General features: G+C 37.8%; 17 protein-coding genes. 9 read left to right on the top strand and 8 right to left on the bottom strand.

Annotation, left to right across the window (positions count from 1 at the left end; genetic code table 11):
* The 8 genes from GJU41_RS21790 to GJU41_RS21755 form a co-directional block, all read right to left on the bottom strand.
* Complete coding sequence (locus GJU41_RS21790) at positions 1-435, bottom strand: hypothetical protein (RefSeq protein ID WP_154319562.1); 435 nt, start codon at positions 433-435, stop codon at positions 1-3.
* Complete coding sequence (locus tag GJU41_RS21785; RefSeq protein ID WP_154319561.1) at positions 432-2,882, bottom strand: ATP-binding protein; 2,451 nt, start codon at positions 2,880-2,882, stop codon at positions 432-434. The genes GJU41_RS21790 and GJU41_RS21785 overlap by 4 nt, the downstream gene beginning before the upstream one ends.
* Before the next feature lie 12 nt (positions 2,883-2,894).
* Positions 2,895-3,284: a TcpE family conjugal transfer membrane protein gene (locus GJU41_RS21780; protein ID WP_154319560.1), complete on the bottom strand. Its 390-nt coding sequence runs from the start codon at positions 3,282-3,284 to the stop codon at positions 2,895-2,897.
* On the bottom strand, positions 3,281-3,511 hold the full coding sequence (locus GJU41_RS21775; RefSeq protein WP_066240255.1) for a TcpD family membrane protein: 231 nt from the start codon (positions 3,509-3,511) through the stop codon (positions 3,281-3,283). Before GJU41_RS21775 ends, GJU41_RS21780 begins: the two co-directional genes overlap by 4 nt.
* Positions 3,512-3,517: 6 nt before the next feature.
* Entirely contained in the window at positions 3,518-4,597 is a 1,080-nt protein-coding gene (locus GJU41_RS21770; protein ID WP_154319559.1) for a conjugal transfer protein, read from the bottom strand.
* Positions 4,594-6,564: a type IV secretion system DNA-binding domain-containing protein gene (locus GJU41_RS21765; RefSeq protein WP_154319558.1), complete on the bottom strand. Its 1,971-nt coding sequence runs from the start codon at positions 6,562-6,564 to the stop codon at positions 4,594-4,596. Before GJU41_RS21765 ends, GJU41_RS21770 begins: the two co-directional genes overlap by 4 nt.
* Positions 6,530-7,321, bottom strand: coding sequence for a hypothetical protein (locus tag GJU41_RS21760; protein ID WP_154319557.1), 792 nt, complete (start codon positions 7,319-7,321; stop codon positions 6,530-6,532). The genes GJU41_RS21765 and GJU41_RS21760 overlap by 35 nt, the downstream gene beginning before the upstream one ends.
* Before the next feature lie 1,142 nt (positions 7,322-8,463).
* Positions 8,464-9,831 (bottom strand): primase C-terminal domain-containing protein, encoded by a 1,368-nt coding sequence (locus GJU41_RS21755; protein ID WP_154319556.1) that lies wholly within the window; start codon positions 9,829-9,831, stop codon positions 8,464-8,466.
* Positions 9,832-10,401: 570 nt separating this feature from the next.
* On the opposite strand from GJU41_RS21755, the gene GJU41_RS21750 reads away from it, so the two are divergent.
* The 9 genes from GJU41_RS21750 to GJU41_RS21710 all read left to right on the top strand — a co-directional run.
* On the top strand, positions 10,402-11,544 hold the full coding sequence (locus GJU41_RS21750; RefSeq protein ID WP_154319555.1) for a ParM/StbA family protein: 1,143 nt from the start codon (positions 10,402-10,404) through the stop codon (positions 11,542-11,544).
* A gap of 5 nt (positions 11,545-11,549) precedes the next feature.
* On the top strand, positions 11,550-11,975 hold the full coding sequence (locus tag GJU41_RS21745; protein ID WP_154319554.1) for a hypothetical protein: 426 nt from the start codon (positions 11,550-11,552) through the stop codon (positions 11,973-11,975).
* Between the two features lie 441 nt (positions 11,976-12,416).
* On the top strand, positions 12,417-13,088 hold the full coding sequence (locus GJU41_RS21740) for a MerR family transcriptional regulator (RefSeq protein ID WP_224771481.1): 672 nt from the start codon (positions 12,417-12,419) through the stop codon (positions 13,086-13,088).
* Positions 13,089-13,335: 247 nt separating this feature from the next.
* Positions 13,336-14,622 (top strand): IS110 family RNA-guided transposase, encoded by a 1,287-nt coding sequence (locus GJU41_RS21735; protein WP_154319553.1) that lies wholly within the window; start codon positions 13,336-13,338, stop codon positions 14,620-14,622.
* Positions 14,623-15,188: 566 nt separating this feature from the next.
* On the top strand, positions 15,189-15,659 hold the full coding sequence (locus GJU41_RS21730) for a GNAT family N-acetyltransferase (RefSeq protein WP_191559214.1): 471 nt from the start codon (positions 15,189-15,191) through the stop codon (positions 15,657-15,659).
* 38 nt (positions 15,660-15,697) lie between these two features.
* On the top strand, positions 15,698-16,306 hold the full coding sequence (locus tag GJU41_RS21725; protein WP_154319552.1) for a transglutaminase-like domain-containing protein: 609 nt from the start codon (positions 15,698-15,700) through the stop codon (positions 16,304-16,306).
* Positions 16,307-16,474: 168 nt separating this feature from the next.
* On the top strand, positions 16,475-16,762 hold the full coding sequence (locus tag GJU41_RS21720) for a hypothetical protein (protein ID WP_154319551.1): 288 nt from the start codon (positions 16,475-16,477) through the stop codon (positions 16,760-16,762).
* A 197-nt stretch (positions 16,763-16,959) separates the two neighbouring features.
* Positions 16,960-17,136, top strand: a complete 177-nt coding sequence (locus GJU41_RS21715) for an amino acid transporter (protein WP_154319550.1) — start codon at positions 16,960-16,962, stop codon at positions 17,134-17,136.
* Between the two features lie 127 nt (positions 17,137-17,263).
* Positions 17,264-17,596, top strand: a 333-nt coding sequence (locus GJU41_RS21710; protein ID WP_154319549.1) for an alpha/beta fold hydrolase, incomplete at its 3' end; no start/stop codon positions are given.

The following is a 17,596-nucleotide window of genomic DNA, read 5'->3' as shown; positions in this document are numbered from 1 at the left end:
TTATTCGCAGTGAATGCAAGCTTTACGATCAAACTTGTCTTTGATATCCTCCCGGTTAATATCCAAACTCTTACTCGTATCTACCTTCCACACATCAGCTTTTTGACGAAGTAGAATATTATTTTTAACGGCATTATCACCATTTGGATTTTTGAAATCTGTAAAAACATAATAGTATTCAGACTCTTTGTCGTAATAAATTTCAAAACGAACATCTTTATATTTCAAACCAGAATTAATCTTCTTAGTTGTTTTATGGATTTCATATGAACCCTTATCAAAAATGAATTCTTGCTCTTTCTCATAATCTCTATCAAAATTTGCCTTTTCCCAACCATATGCCACTTTAGCAATATCTTCAGAAGAAGTGCCCTGATTGCACCCGGTTAAAAGTGCAACCAACGCTAAAAGGGTGATAACTAGTGTTTTCTTCAAATGAATGCCTCCTCGGTTTCCGCTCTTCCTCGGTCATTTTCTTTCGTGTTGAAGGCGCTGATCCATTCATCAAACAGGACATCAGTTTGAATCTTGGCGGTGCGTCCGTACATGTCTTCAACGATACACTGACCCTCGGTCAAATTTTTCAGCATATCTCGGTTGGCTTTGTTGTCCTCCAGGCCGAGAAATTCAATGATGTTCGCTGCTTCTTCAGTGGTTTTCGCTTTAAACGCAAATTTTGTACCGATATTCTCTTTGATTTGAGGCTTGTTGTATTCATACGTGGACTGCGTAATGATATAAACTGCGGACCGCAAGGAACGGCCGGTTCGTAATAACTCATTGATCAGCCGATCACCGGCCCCTGTATTCATGAGCATCCAGGCTTCTTCAAAGATCGTCATCTTGACCACGGAATCATCACGGGCAAACCGGGTGGCGAACTTCGCCAACGGCTGCATTAACGCAACAGCTATGTGTTCATCACGCGTCGAAGCTTTTTCGCCTTCATCCGGGAGATTCAAGTTTTGAATCTGCAAGATATTGACTTGCTCATGCAAACTAATGCCTTCTACATTCCCATCCGAAAACATGAGCTTGGCGATGCCGTTTGTCCCTATTTCATAAAGAAGATCTCCGACGTTTCGGACGTCCTGATCTTCTGATTCTTGTAAATGACGAACGACATTTAAGAGTCCAGGCTTCTTCTCTTGCTGCAGCACGTGACGGACCCCTTTATAAATCGCCGTTTTTACATTCCGTTCATTGGATTGAAGCTCGGATAGGTATTCAAGAACACCAACCGCTGCATCTTGCGCCTCTTCTCCTTCCAAGAACGTCAAAGGATCGAGCTTTCCGGCATCCTTCTTTTCACTTGATAGAGTAATATAGTTAAAGCTTTCAATTAAATCCCGGAAGAAAGGCGCTGTTCGCTCCATTTCAGGTGTGATCGCTTGTTTAAATTTCTTTTCAACTTCATCCTTAGGATCCGTCATAAGCACCTTGGCACCGAAAAAGACGCCATTCAACAAGATATCTTTTAACAAATACGATTTCCCCATTCCCGTTGGTCCTGAGATCGTGACGTGAGGAGAAGAATACTTCGAACCTTTTAAACCCAAATGAGCGAGAAACGGATGAAAGAAAACAAGAGATTGAGAGTTATCCACGCTTTCGCCCGCGTGAGAGATATTTTTCCCAAGATAAAAGCCGACGGTATTGCCAATCTTCCGCGTAAGGGAGAAAAGAGATTCCCCAAAAGATTCAGGCGTAAGGATTTGCTCCCAATCGTCCGCAACGATTTTAGCTGCTGGCAGGGATTGATGAAATAATAGGAGTTGGTCGGCTAACGGCTGGACAAGTTCGATCTGCTGATCCTTAAAATCGATTTTGAGCCTTCTGGCTCGTTTTCGAACTTCTTCTTTTGTTGGGCCGTAGACCACGAAATTGATGTGAGTTCTGAGGAGTGGTTTGCCTTGATTCTTAATTTGATTTTCTAAATCGTGCAGAAGTTCACGGCCTGTATTAATTAAGCTGTCATCATCCTCATTCGCTTCAATGAGTTGGGCGTCCTGATCACGAAATCGCTTTTTGATGGTATTAGTACGGCCTTCATCCTCCTTTTTGTTCTTGTAGATCGTCCGCATGTTGACCTCAACCGGAAAAGGATAGGACTGAAAGAAATACGCCCATTCTTTATAGCCTAACTGAATGGGGAATTCGGAAACCGGAAGAAACGCGCACCAAGATTCATCTTCTAGTTGTTGAATACGTACATAGCCGGCTTTTCCGGGATCTAGGATGCCTTCTGTAAGACTGTACACACTCCCCTCACCGTCTGGCTGCGCTTGACCTCTGACAAACTGATGACGAATGATGTAGCGAAGCTCTTTTTCCTTCACTCGATTGGCCCCGAGATAATGATTAAGCGTTGTGAAAGCATCTTCCTCCGATTCCTCAAATAACCGAACGGTTAAATCATCAATGCTCTGTCCGCCAAAACCAGCAAGTTTTTGAAGGTACCGGTTCATGCTTTTAAAAGAGGAGGAAAAAGAATGCATGAGATTCTCATCAAGCTCCTGTCGCTTTAACTTTACACCAACAAAAAACTTATACTCGACCACATGTTTCGCTTCTTCTCTTAAAATTTCTTTAGCTCGTTCTGCGTAATACATGCCGGTATCCGCGTACTGCCCTTCATATTGAGCTTGCAGGCTATCCATCCGTTTATCGATATCAACAGGGATTGGTACGATTTTATAATCCACTTCTTCAAATGCCGAGAACTGCCAGGCCAGCCGTTGCAGACGGTTCACAAGATGATTTTCTGCTTCTTGTTCATTAACGCCTACGGTGTTTTCATGCAAACGATAATAGGACCAGGCTTCCATATCATGTGTATAGATCACGTTGTCTTTAAAAGATTGAATCGGAAACTGTATCATACAATCACCACCTTATTGGAATCGCTCGTAAGACTGCGCTTTCTTCATTTGTGGCTGGTACACACTCTTTTGGCTGCTGTAGGAAAATCGTTTAGTGAATAGATAACGGAAATAACCGATGAAAAAACGATCCAATCGCTTTCCATCCAATCGGCTTTTGCAAATGGCCCCCGCAATCAACCAAGGCAACACCGCGTAAAACGCAAGCTGCAGCGTGGTCGGCAAAATGTGATTAATGCTGCCTCTAAAGAGAAAGAGAAAACCGAAGATCAGGACGGCCATGATGATTTGCCGAATCTCAATTCCCTTGGAAAAGACGAGGGATTTCTCGCCCTTTCCAAGCTTCCAGATTTTTAAGGGATATTTAAAAAACTTCCGATAACTGTAGGCATCTGTCCTCAATTTAAACCACCACTTTTAACTTGATCCCATATTGCATTGGCCATGCTTTCAAATTCCCCCGGATTGGCTACGATTACATAGCAGACAACCGCAAAAACAAAACTGGAGAAAAACTGGCCCCATCGTTGAGAAATAAACGCCCGGACAATCATGACGATCATAATGATGAACAAAACGGCCGCCACCTGACCTGAAACATAATCAGTTAACCCTGTAATATCTGGCATTTTCCATCATCCTCCTAAAGTGTGTTTGAACTGTTTTACATAAAATTTATTGTTCTCTTTGCTTACGACAAGAGTAAAAGGATGTTTGGTCTGCAATCCCGTATTCGCCTCTTGCAGAAGCACAAGCGTCTTCAGAATGTACTGTCCTTCTTGCTCATCATCATAAACCACAAAATCTTCTAGTCCCTTATACTCGTAAAGATCTTTCAGAGATTCTGGTTTTTCCATGAGATAAGCCATCTCATCCACTGAATTGGTTGTATATGATGTGAAAAACTGTGTAGCAAATTGTTTCATCTCATCTTCCACTTTGACATTTTGTTGCGATTGATCGGTTTGATCTTGAACCGCTACGACTCTCGACTTTCCAGGAATCGCTTGATAGTAAGGTTGTTCAATGACATTAAAAGAGTTTCCATCCGTCCCTAGCCGGACCACAATCATTTGCTCTTTCTTCCCCAATGGCTCATCAATTTTTTTCATTCTTTCCTCTTTTACGACTGTCTCTTTTCCATCTTTCCCCTTGCTTTTAACAGGAACTTGCTCTTTTTTCTCGACGACGTTGAAAAGTTCATATTCTATACGATAAACATAACTGGCTGCATCTTCGCTCACGTTCTTCACATCATATAAGCTAGCACTCTTCAAAACTCGTTTCCCTTGAAAAGCTGTTAGGTTTTCTATTTCTCCCACCTGTAACCCTTCAGCCAAGAAGTCTTGAAGTGCTTTCGATCGTTCTTCTCGTTTCTTCTCATCATTGGATACGTTGATATAGGTAGTAACGAATTGGTTCGCATACGTTTCACCAGCTGGTGAATTGGCGAACCCTACCTCATTTAGACTTTCAATCTGCGAAGACGCTTGATCTTGATAACCGTTTACCTTTTCATTCAGAAACCCGGTTCGCGCCCAGGCCTGAAAGGAGAAAAAGATAACCCCGAGCAACACACCCCAAAAGACCACGGTAAAGGCGGTTCGTCCATTCAAACGAGAAGTCGTTAAACGTCGTTCATCTTTTAAGACTTTTTTTCTTCCTTGAGAGACATTCTTTTTAAGACCGCCTCTCAACTTGCTGAAAAAACTCATTGGATCCCTCCTAAGTCTAAGGCATTACGCACATACACTCGGCTGAAATACGTATCGCTGCCGTCCACCTCCACCATTTTTCGATTGATGAAAATCTCACCGATTTGAAGATTTTTAATTTCACTTGGATTGGCTTTAAAGCGTTCCACATCGCGAACGGTTCCCATTTCAGCCTCATAACGGATATGGGGGTATTTCTTTTCGATCTGTTGCGTGATTTCCCGATCGGAAAACGTTCCGAATACCTGAGCGATCCGCTCTGCATCTTTAGAGGAATTCACGCGTCCTGTGGCAATGACATTACAGTTGGAAATGATCTGCTCGGTCATAATTGGATCCACGGCATCAATGTCGGACAACGTTTGAGTGGAGATGATACATTCAAAGCCAGCAGACCGTGATTTGTTCACGATATCCACGATTCGGCGGTCGCCATACGCTGAAAACTCATCGTATACACCGAAGATGGATTTTCGCCCCTTTGCCTGACGGTATGCGACTAGACTGTTCACATCAAGAATAATCATTTTCCCAATTTTCCGAATATAGTCTGCATAACGACTCCCTGAAATACTGAAAATCACCACATCGTTGTGATCCGTAATGTTTTGAAGATCGATGCCCTCTTCACGCTCGATGAATAAATGGCCCAGATCAGACTCTAGTAATTCGCCCAATTGCATTTTTAATCTAGTTAGGCAGCCTTCCACAATATCTTCCGGAAACTCTTCATCTAAAATGTTCTTTATACGCTGCATGCCCTCTTGAAGCTTGGTGACAGACCTCGTACGCTTCTCTAAGACCGTTTTCTTAATCGTCTTGGTCTTTGGTTCTGCCGGAGCGACAAAACCGCTTAGATCGTCATCTTCGGACGTTGACGCCTGTCCAGCGACTACTTTTTCGTGGGCATCAACTTCGACCTCTTCTTCAATTTCTTCCTCAATGCTGTGTTTCTTGAAAAACGCATTCATATTTTTCACATTCGTCAATTTCGCAATCGTCTGAATGTCTCTTGGAACGTTTGCCTCATCAATGAGTTTCACGATCAGCTGCAAGTAACGAGAGGCAATATCCGTATAGTAAGCTCCATCTCCTTCACTCGAAAAACTAAATAAGGACATAAGTTTATCTCGTGTTTCAGTAGGTGTTCCGTTTTTAATCGGATTGTAGGTCAAGTCATCCATTTCAGAAAACAGATAAACCTTGCGACCGTAAGCTTCACATAATGCTTTAAATTCAAGCATGGATTTTCGCTCACCTTTACCATCCATGAAGATAACCGGTTTTTCCTGCTGTAGGGCTGATTCCATTAAGGATGCGATCAACGTCGTCTTTCCAGTACCTGTCCCACCTGTCGCAAGCATGTGATAGTTAAGCTCTTTCGATTTAAGGGCGACACGCTCTTTAAAATCGGTATAACCGACAAAAACTTCCTTTGAAGGTTTTTCTCTATATTTCAGCTGCTTTTTGGCTAAAAAGGTTACTCGGTTTTTACGAAACGCTTTATATCGTTGCTCAGCCTTTTGTCTCAAAACCTCGCCAGATTTGGTTGTCACTCTCTTTTTCCAAAAAAACTTGGCGAAGATGAAAAAACCAAATGAAAAGAGAAACGCCAATCCGCCTAATACCACATAGGAAGAAGAACTCGTGGCGATGGAATTCCCATCATTCATCAATCGTTCAGCACCCGTTGATAGGTACGGTATATTCATTTCTGAAATCAATCCAAAATAAGTAAGGATGGTTCCTGTTTGAAACTGCCATAAAAGAATCAGAATCCCTGTTCCCAGTGCTATATAGAAAAGCCAATCTCGTTTAAACAAATGAAGAATGGAAAAGATCAACATGCCAAGCATAGCTGGAAGAAAAAAGAGAATTCCGATCAATCCAATCAAACCATAGATGACAATGTCACCGATCATTCGGTCCGTTTCAGTCTGTTGCGTTTGCTCCTGGCTCTTCGCCATTGGATCCACTTGGCATCACCTCTTCCCAACGTTCGTTAATGATCACCGATGGTATTTTTCGTATAGAAATTTTATCTGCATTCACTAATCGTTGTTTGGCTTCATTAACCACCTTATGAATCTTCATGTCATCTGCAAAATAAATCACTTGGTCATAAGCATACGGCTGATCATCTAACCGTTGATTAGAGAGCAATTCATCAAACAACTTGAATTTGTCATCATACCGTTTCCGTTCTTTCTTATTGAGTTCAAGCTCTACCCAAGTTGTTGTCACGTTTCCTTCTGCATTTTTGAAAAAGAAAACAGCATCGGGTATACGTTCTCGACTCGCATTATACGCTTTTAATTTACTTTGATTATCCCCCTCCCCAAGCATGGAATGACGAATTTCCCTTTCCGTTCGATACTTAAATTCAACACCTTGTTTCTCAGCCTGAAACTCATAGAAGAGAACCAAATCATTAAGCAAAAGATTATGCTGCATCGTATACACAGTTGCTTTTGTCGGAACAGTCACATGAACATTCGTTAAATTTCGAGCATCAATTGTGCCCAGATAGACTCCTACTTTATGAGCGACTTGTTCATGCCTCACATATTTCTTCCTCTCAAGTTTTCGAAGTCTCCGGTACACACGATGAAGATTAGGTTCCCTGAATTTCAAGAGAATCTGCTTGGCTGTTACCATCCCGTTTCTCAAAATAAACGTAAGATACTCCAAATCTTTCTCTTTTAGCGAAGTATACTTTAGCATCAATTTCATCATCCTTTTCTAGCAAATATAGGAACCACTCTCCCTTTTAGCAGTTTACCAAAGCAAAAACTAATTGCATAAACCAAAAGTGAAAACAACACCGCAAATAAAAACACAAATAATTTAACCATTTTAATAAGACACCAACTGACAATTCCATAAACCAAAATCAATAACCCTACATACGCTCGTAACCAATTATCCAGCATGGAGAACACCAAACACCACCCTTGCATATTTATCCGAAATCATTTATATTTTTACAGTCACTTCTCCATTATCATCCCGACAACACCCTCCTATTTTGAATCATCACATTTATTTTTTTCACCTTCACTGGAACTTATTTTTATCCTTTTCCCTTTGAACTTTTCTCTTGATCTAGACCTTGAACATATCTCTTGAACTTACTTTTTATATCTTAAACTTTATTACTTAAACTACTTCTCTTACACTCTCTTACCTCTGAATAATCTCGCCGCCAACCCCACTTACACTTTAGATTGACCTCCGCCTTTATTTAGTAGCAGAAGACCTCGTCTATGTTTACGTAGTATAGGCGAGGTCTTCTGCTGGTTACGCAAATAAAAAGGAGTCAATCTGCCCTTTATATAATTGGGTTTGGCGGCATTTTTAACCGCAATTAAAAAGAACATTTATTTCCTTTTGATTTACTTATCGAAATCTATTAAATATTCATTTTATTTCTCTTAATCCTAGTGTAGTATACGTACATTTGTTTGGCAATGATTGTAAAGGGAATTCGTTCCATATGCTCACTTGTTATTTTTTTATGTGATTTTTTTACTATACTCATATCCATTTTAAACACAGTGATCCACACCCAATTTTTTTAAAAATTGATATCTCTAAAACACTTAAATATTTTTCCAAACAAACATCACCCAAAAAAGATTATCTCTAAATAAAAGTTCTATCTTACCCTATAAAGGTGAATAAAACATGTATAGTATAAAAACCATAACAAGCTTAGGCAGCACATAATTTGACAAAAAGAAACATCTCTAAATCCAATTAATAGTTAGGGATGATCACACTCAAAGTCGCAGAATATGTATAGCAGATAAAGAAAACATATATTCACAAGAGCAAAGCTAAACCAAAAAACCCTAGAAGGCTAATCAGGGTATAGCAGTAGACGAAAAAGACACAACAGTTCCCGTAACACTGCTAAGAGAAGAAGAAATCCCACCCACCACCTGATCTATAAATGTATTTGAATTGAGCCCATTTTGATAGGATGGTTTTTTAGCCCGGAACGGAACAACTTTGGACTGTTTAACGAGTTTTAGCGTTGTTACAGCAGCTCGTCCTTTTCCCTCAACACTTTTAGTAATAATTCCGCGTTGAACAAGGTAATCTATGACTTTCTTAAAGGTTGAATAAGGTATGTTTATATTTTGGTCTGAAGACGATTTGATTGCTTGAGCAATCTTTCTTTGTCCACCACAAACTTCACCACCTGCAGAGGTCAGGTAGCTAATAACATCGTTCTCCCACTCATTAAAGTGGCTATATGTACGTTCTTCTCTTGGTTTTGCTTCTTCCCATGTTTGATAGGTAAATGCCATTCCGGACAGCTCACGGATCCAAAATGAAGAAGGTCCTCCTGGAGCTCCTTTCTTGAAGGCACTTTTTACTTTTCGTTTAACATCGATCTGATTCATGGCCGGCTCGTTCAGTCCGTTCCATTCTTGCAAGCGTGCTTCCGTTTCTGATTCACCGTAGCCTGAAGCTTTAAAAGCCAAAGCAAGTGTATAGCATGTATTGTCTCTCTGACCCTTAGAAACACCTTCTAATAGCCTTTTTATTGCAGCATGACCTAATAGACCGCCTGAACCTATACAGACGGACTTGCGTTCTTTTAAAAGCTCCTCCCTGCGCTCTTCATGATAGATTGATAGCCAATCACATAAATCATCAAATGATACCCTGTTATCACTATGAAATAACGTGTTGGCTTCCGTTGGCATACGGAACCATCGTTCTGCTCCAACAGCTTGAATGTCCCCTCCCATAACCTCTGCAATAGAGGCTTGTACACGTTTATAAAGCTCTGTGACCTTCGGAAAGGCACGCCTTGGGTTATTGAAATACCAGTAAACATGAAAACCACCTGAAGGTGTAGAAACCACCATAGAAGGCAACGGGAGACCAGCTTCTGATACAAAATCTAGTACATCGGGAAGAATCATAGATTCGTTTTGACCGTGTTTTACATCAATATCAATAACCATTGCATTCAACCAGCGCAAAGCTCCTGCATGTCGCTGATCATTGCGATAAAAGGTATTGGGTGTAAAGTAAGTATGAGCTCCAGCTGCTCCATATAGAGAATAAAAGGTTCGTATGGCTTTCGGTTTTTCATTGAATTTATTACAAACAAAAACCCATCCTAAATGACTGTTATAACCGGATTGTTGCTTTTCTAATTGCCTCTTAGGTGTTTCGGTTAATTGATCCCCAAAAAGGTCTCTGTAAGCGTTCATATGCTTGTCCTCCCCTGCTTGGGAAAACAAAAAAGACTGGAGCAAGCTAAGCTGCCCCAGTCTAAAACCTTAAAAACGCCTGATACCCCTAGATTCTTTGCAAAATATTCCACTCTAAAAGCTAGAGAAAGTAATTGCAAAAAGCCTAGAAAACTGTTATTATAATCCCATACGAAATTTTAATAACGGTCCAAATTGCTACCAACAATCTGGACAAAGGCGTTTCAATGCTAGGGGCTATGCTAGCTTGAAACTATATTTCTGAGCGTGCTACCAACACGCTCTTTTATTTTTGTCTTTTTTATTTTCACTTAAATGTCATGTTTTAATAATGCTCTATGTATGTCGTAATCTATTAATTTAGGAAACATAATTCATCAAAATATATCAAGTTACTAAACACTATACACCCATTTTTGACATTCGTCTACCCTTATTCTTATAAGGGTTTATTTTAAAATACAGTGCATGCAAAACGTATGCAATGGTTGACAAAAGCATGCAAAACGCATACAATAAGTGCAATTAGTTAATAAATAACACGCAAATATTAAGGAGGAAACAGGAAAAATGGGAAGATTTGTTTCAATTGATATTGGTAACGATGCTGTAAAAGGCTATTTAGGGGACCTCAACAACCAGATTTACATACCGAATGTTATTGCTGAAGTGAAAGACCGAGAAATTGTCGAAATGGAAAAGAATCCTTTAAATGCACTTCATGTTGAAATAACATCATCTGCTTTGAAGAAAAAAAACGGAAGTTACGCAGTTGGTAACTTAGCAGCAAAATATCCTAACAACGATGAACTATCACCAGATCAAGACAAGTCTGATAATGATCAGCCTGTAATTATGCTATTAGCTTCACTTGCATTTGACGCAGTTAATCATTTTAAAGAAGACGATGGCATCATTGAAGCCACATACTTTTTGTCTACCGGGCTACCTTTAGACGAAACGAAGAAAGCGAAAGCAAAAGACTTTCGCAAGAAATTAAAAAACTCTCAGCATGAAGTACAGTTCTTAAAAACCCCTGAACTTGAAGGGAAAATAGTCCGAATTAAATTCGAACAAGTTTTAGTGAATACAGAAGGTTTTGCTGCATTTGTAGACTTAACGACTAACAATGACGGATCAACAAAGAATGAAGATCTTCTAGGAAAAACGATTTTAATTAATGATATTGGCGGCCTTTCTACGGATTCAGCCATAATCACTAGTGATGCAGAGGTTGATAATGAGTACAGCAATGGAATTAAAAAAGGTGTTTCTACTTATCTAGATAACATTATTAGACAAGTATACTCTAAACATAAATATTCAATAAAAAGTCGTCGTACCTTAGTTGAGATCATTTCAAATGAAGACCCTGAAGAACAAAATCACATTTGGGTAGATGGCAATCGTGTTTCCATTAAAGATATTGTAGATCAAGAGCTTTCTGTATTGGCCAAAGAAGAATATAAACTTATCAAAGATATGTGGCGTAACGAACCGAATATTCGGCTAGCTTATCAAATCGGTGGAGGCTCATTAGTTTTGAAACCTTATTTAACTGAGCTTAATTCGTCAGACAAAAACTACCCTCTTCGATTTTTATCAAAAGAAGATAGCGTATGGATCATTGCCCGTGCATATTTCAAGATTCTTCTTATGTATCTTCAAAGCAAAGGATTGTCTACACAAGAAGTAGCAGCAAATAAAGAGTGATTCTTATGGAACAATTTGAACCTGGCAAAACGATCTCATTTCGTCTGCCACATGATACTCCTGTATCAGTAAGTAAATATTTAACAAGAAGAAAAACTAGATTAGGCCGGAAATTCAGCAGTGAAATCGCCCCTCTTTTTGTAGATGCAATTTCCCGGAAGATTTCTAAAACATCTGAGGAAGATACCATTTCAGTTCCTCTCCCTAAAGGAATCACCAATGACCAAAAAGAGTGGCTGAATCACCCACAAACAAAAGCTTTAATTAGTCAACTTCTCTACCAGGTTATTAACAAACCTGCTACAGGTTTCGATTTTGATACAATCGAAGGTAAAAATGAAGACACTCCCTCTCAATCCTTTAAAGTAAATGATACCGTTAAGAACTTTGCACAAAAAACGTTCCTTACTTTTGAAGATGATGATGACTAAACCCACTTATTGTGGGTTTTCTTTTTACGCAAGATAAGACAAAACTAGATAAAGGATTTTACATAATAAATGATAATTTACTACTTATACAATTAGAAAAAATGAAAACTCTACTCAAAACACACTAAATTATATGCTATTATAGTCTAGTTGTAGTTCATATATAATCACAATCGACAAATAATATATTCTACATATTGTATAGAGCCTACAAGTAGATAACGTTTCCAACCGAAAAATAAGCATACATTCAAAAACCACCACATGTAGTATATTTTAATACTGAATTTAAACTCCATTAAATCGAGATTTTTAGTCTATATGTATCTTTTATTCTACAAGTGTTCCATAAATTATAAACCACTTGTAATATGTGCTCCATATATAGAAAGTAAATTTGATTAATCTACTCAAAAGAATATAAAGAGGGGGCTTATACTAATGAATTTTTGGAAAATTAGTGATTTTGTCGAAGTAATTAAACGTAATCTTGATATTACATCTCTTCATATGAATACAGTTGACGGTTGGTTTAAAAGATTGGAGACTGATCGTATCCATTACATCAATCGGTCTGAAGACACAAATGAAAAAATATATGATGACCTTGATTTAAAAATAGCGATATTTATTAAAAGTCGCCGAGAAGACAAATGGTCACTTGCTGCAATCTCAAGAGATCTTCAAAATCATTTTGATCTAAGACCTTTCCCAAAAACTGAGTCTACCTTTCCATCATCTTATGTAGAGGACATAGAGTCTATAAAACAACATTTATCTATAGAAATGCGTGCATCATTTGAAGAATTAGCTGCCACGAAGATTGAAGAATTGAAAAATCAGTATGAATCCATAATTAAACAGCTACCTCAACCAATCTCGGTGGAAGAGCAGAAAGAACAAAGGTTTCAAGATATGGTTTTACGAAAGAGAATTGAAAACAAACTTGAAGATGAAGCACTTAAATTGTGGTCTACAAAACCGGAGTCTGAGCGGACAAAAAGAGTAGGTTTTTTTAGAACGGAAGAGGATTATGATAAAAAATATCGTTTTATTAAAGATTATGTAAACAATAACTTTGAAATAACACTCAAAGAGGAGCTTGATCTTTAAGATACATATGGAAATGTAGTTGAAATTGCTACCTGTATTATCGGGATGTGATTTTAAAAAAATGTAACACGACCAATCCTACTTTTTAGAGCCAATATTATCGTAAGTCTTATTCCATTAAAGGGCAGCATTCCTGTAATGGAGAAAAATGAGGTTTGAACAAAAAAATAACCTCTTGGTATGATATGAGTGTCCTGAAGCTGGCCAGCGAAAAGGACAAAATCATATATACCAGGAGGACTTCAATATGAATTATAACCAAAATGAAAAGATTGCTCAAATTTCTTCTCAAACACTAATTGTAGGTGTAGATATTGCGAAGTATAAGCATGTAGCTCGTGCTCAAGATTTTAGAGGCATAGAGTTTGGTGCACCTTGTCACTTTGAAAATACCAAATCACATTTTGATCTTTTTTTAGGCTGGATAAAACATTTGATGGAACAACACGGCATGGATAAGGTGATTATTGGAATGGAGCCGACAGGTCATTATTGGCTCAACCTTGCTCATTTTCTTAAAGAAGAGGAGATTAAGTTTGTCGTTGTAAATCCTATGCATGTGAAGAAGTCTAAAGAATTAGATGATAATTCTCCAACCAAAAATGACGTGAAGGACGCAAGAGTCATTGCTCAGCTAGTTAAAGATGGAAGATATGCTGAACCTAATATTCCACAGGGAGTTTATGCAGAACTTCGTGTGGCAAGGAAAATTCGCGATCTCTTATTTGTTGACTTACAAGCTGTGCAGGGGCAAATTCATAACTGGTTAGATCGATATTTTCCTGAATTCCTTACAGTGTTTAAGGATTGGGAAGGAAAAGCAGCAATACAAATATTAAAGTTAAACGTATTACCACATGAGTTAGAGATAGTGGAGGAACAAGAGATCCTCATTCACCTTAGAAAAGCTGTAAAGCGTGCGGTTGGACTCAGTAAAATTCAAGAACTTAAACGAGTAGCTAAAGACTCTATTGGTATTCGTGAAGGTTCGAGGATGGCTAAATTAGAGCTTCGCACTTTACTAGACAAGTATGAGTTAATAAATGAAAAGTTCGAAGAACTAGAATCTGATATTGATGGACTCCTTGAACGGATACCAGGTGTTCAACAAATGTTGGCCATCACAGGAATCGGCAAGGACACTGTAGCTGGCTTCTTTTCAGAAGTCGGGAATTTAAGTTACTATTCTCACCCTAGACAAATCATCAAGTTAGCTGGATTAAGCTTAAAGGAGAATACCTCTGGAAAGCACAAAGGGCAAACGAAGATTACAAAGAGAGGAAGGAAGACATTGAGGGCTCTCCTCTTCCGAGTAGCGATGCCTTTGGTAGCTAAGAACACTGCTTTTAAAGCTTTACATGAGTATTTTACAACACGTAAAACAAATCCTCTAAAGAAAATGCAGTCTCTTATAGCGATATGTAATAAGCTGATACGAATTCTTTTTACGATTGGTACAAAACAATGTGAATTTAGTGAAGATAGAATGTTGAAGGATATTCCCCATATGGCACCATTACAGAAAGCAGCTTAGAATTCATTTAGTTGGTTATTTATTTAGTTTTATTAGGTTTATTATTTTAGACATTTGAAGCACGGATTAGTCAGTAAAACAACAATACTACGGACTTTGATCCTGTCGGGCAGCATCACTGACATCCACCTCATGGAAAGGTTGGACGAAGGAATTTTGGAGCAAAGACTCTGTGAGAAATGGGAGGGTTGACCTCCATGAGACATGTGGACATCCACCAGTGCAACCATACTTTTACTAGGTAACCACTTTTTGGATAGGGGTGGTTAGACAGTTAAGGACTTTTTTTCTCTAACACTCCAAAAATATCCTTATTTTCAACTTAAGCCCATAACTTTGATGTCTAATTAAAATAAATCTAGATGAAATCTTAAGAAAAAACTAGAAATCCAGAGCTATTCCTTTCTTTATAGAGGGAGGATTGTTGAAGAGTGGTTTCAAGAGTTTGATCAATAAACGGGCCATTATCTTGAATAAGAGAAGGAATTTTTAGATTGTTAGCTATATCTTTGTTGAATAAAAATACATATAGTTGTATATTTATAACTAAAAAGGAGGAATATTACTTGGAGGTAAAATTTGCTAAGGTATCAGATGTATCGATTATACACGATTTAATGATCAAGGCATTTATAGAATATAAAGACGAAGTACCACCTTCAAGTGCTTTGGAGGAAACTGTACAGTCCCTTTTAAGTGCTTTAAAAGACGGTGAGCAGGCTTTAATTAGTTATGTTGATAATCAGCCAGTTGGAATGGTTCGTCTTCAATTAAAAGAAGAGGGTTTATATTTTTATAGACTTTCAGTGATTCCAGAAAAACAGGGTCTTGGTATTGCGAAAAAAATATTAAGGTCTTTAGAAGATTTCGCAATAAAAAAAGGAGGAACTACGATATTTTGCAAAGTTCGTATGACTGTGCCTAAAAATATAAAGTTATATAGTTCAATTGGGTATGAAATCTATAATGAGGAAGTTGTACATAAACCAAACGGCATAAATATAAAAGTTGTTTCTATGATGAAAAGTCTCAAATAGGGTAAGCATCACGGAAAAATTGATTGAGGAGTGGAGCTATGCACCTAGTATGTGAAACTGATAAATTAGAAGATTATTTGCTTGAATTAAACGAAATTAATTATTCTAACGCCTTGATAAAGTCGAAAGTAGATGAACTTTTTAATCCATCTCAAACTGAAATTGAAAAGGCAAAAGTTGCTTTTGAATTTGTTCGTGATGAAATATCTCATTCTTGGGATATCCAAGGGAAACGCGTTACATGTAAAGCATCAGATGTATTAGCCTATAAAGAGGGAATATGCTATGCAAAATCCCATTTATTAGCATCTTTATTACGTTCTCAAGGAATACCAACAGGTTTTTGTTATCAAAGATTGATGTTGTTTGATACACCAGAAAAAGGGTATTGTATTCACGCTTTAAATGCTGTTTTTTTTAAATCACTTAATAAATGGGTAAGGTTAGATGCTCGTGGAAATAAAAAGGGAATTGATGCCCAATTTTCAATTGATGAAGAAAAATTAGCTTTTCCTACTTATGAAGAATTTGATGAAAAGGACTATCCTGTTATTTATGTACAGCCACATCCAAAAACGATAGCTGTGTTAAAACAACATACTAATGTATTAGAAATGTATAAACATCATTTACCAGAGAGTTTATAGTTTTTTCATTAACGGGCGCTTTTCTTCTATAAGACAACATAGATGATATTCAACAATCGGGGGCAATTGCTTAACAATGAATCGTCTCTTTTTATAAAAGTAAATGTAGTTCTGCTTAATATGAAATATATCAACAAATGGTAGTAGACTCTAAAAGTTGGTGGTTCAATGGAGAATGTTAAATGGATAAATGGAAGTTATAAAGAAGATAATCGCATTTTTGATTCGGAGTTTGAAGCTGAAGAATGGACAGATGCTTTGTATCCTGATTTTGCTGTTTTTTTATTTAATAAAATCAATGTTGGATATGCAACACCTGATGAGAAGGTAATTAAATATTTAGCATATTATTTACCTAAATGGGCTGGAAATAATAATATTTCTTTTAGCATTTGTACAGAAGAAACAAAAATAGACGGTCAAATTATCTATAAAATTTGGACAGAACAAGTATGAATATTTTCAACTGAGTGAAACATCATTTATGTCTTCAGCAATCGGGGGCGACTATTCAAGAAGGGTTTTCGATTTTCTTACTGAATTGTATATGAAGTTCATTTGCAGATAAGAGATAGGGTTAAGCCGCCTAGATCAATTTCTTTTTGATTTTACAAGCTAGATAAAAAATACTGTTTGAATTAAGGAGGGTCTTAATGTCCGAAAAGAAACCATTTAATGATGCAATGGATCATATGAAAAATGTTGAGGGAATGCCTACAGATGTAGACTTAAAGAAACTCCCCAAACCATTAAGATATTTTGGCTATTTCTTTATGGGTTTCTTTGCTCTGTCGTTAATTTCTATATTATTAGGGATATTTTTCAGTTAGTTATTCAACAATCGGGGGCGATTGCAGCAAAGTGGATCGGCTTTTCTTATTGAGGAATTGGGAGTTTAATTGAATAAGCTACATTGTTTACTAGTAAAGGAATAAAAAAAGTGAGGATCTTAATAATATGTCTAAAGAGATGTTTATAAAAGTTAGTGACTTTCAAATGTTTGCTAACATAATTGGGGAAAAAAAAGATAAACCAACCGTTGTTATGGATGCTGGATATGGGGATTATTCAAAGGGATGGAATGCCATAATTCCCGAAGTCTCTTTACTAACAGAAGTTTTCGTGTTTGATAGAGCAGGTTTAGGTAAAAGCGAACCGAGCTCTAATCCTAGGAATAGCCGAGAGATGGTAAAGGAACTGAAAGAACTTTTAGATAAGTTAAATATAATTCCTCCATATATACTGGTAGGACACTCTTTTGGGGGAGTAAATGCACGGTTATTTGCGAGT

It is taken from the genome of Metabacillus idriensis, assembly GCF_009674765.1.
GTDB lineage: Bacteria > Bacillota > Bacilli > Bacillales > Bacillaceae > Bacillus_P > Bacillus_P idriensis.
Note: the sequence above shows the minus strand (reverse complement) of the source record. Positions and strands in the feature narration are given on the sequence as shown.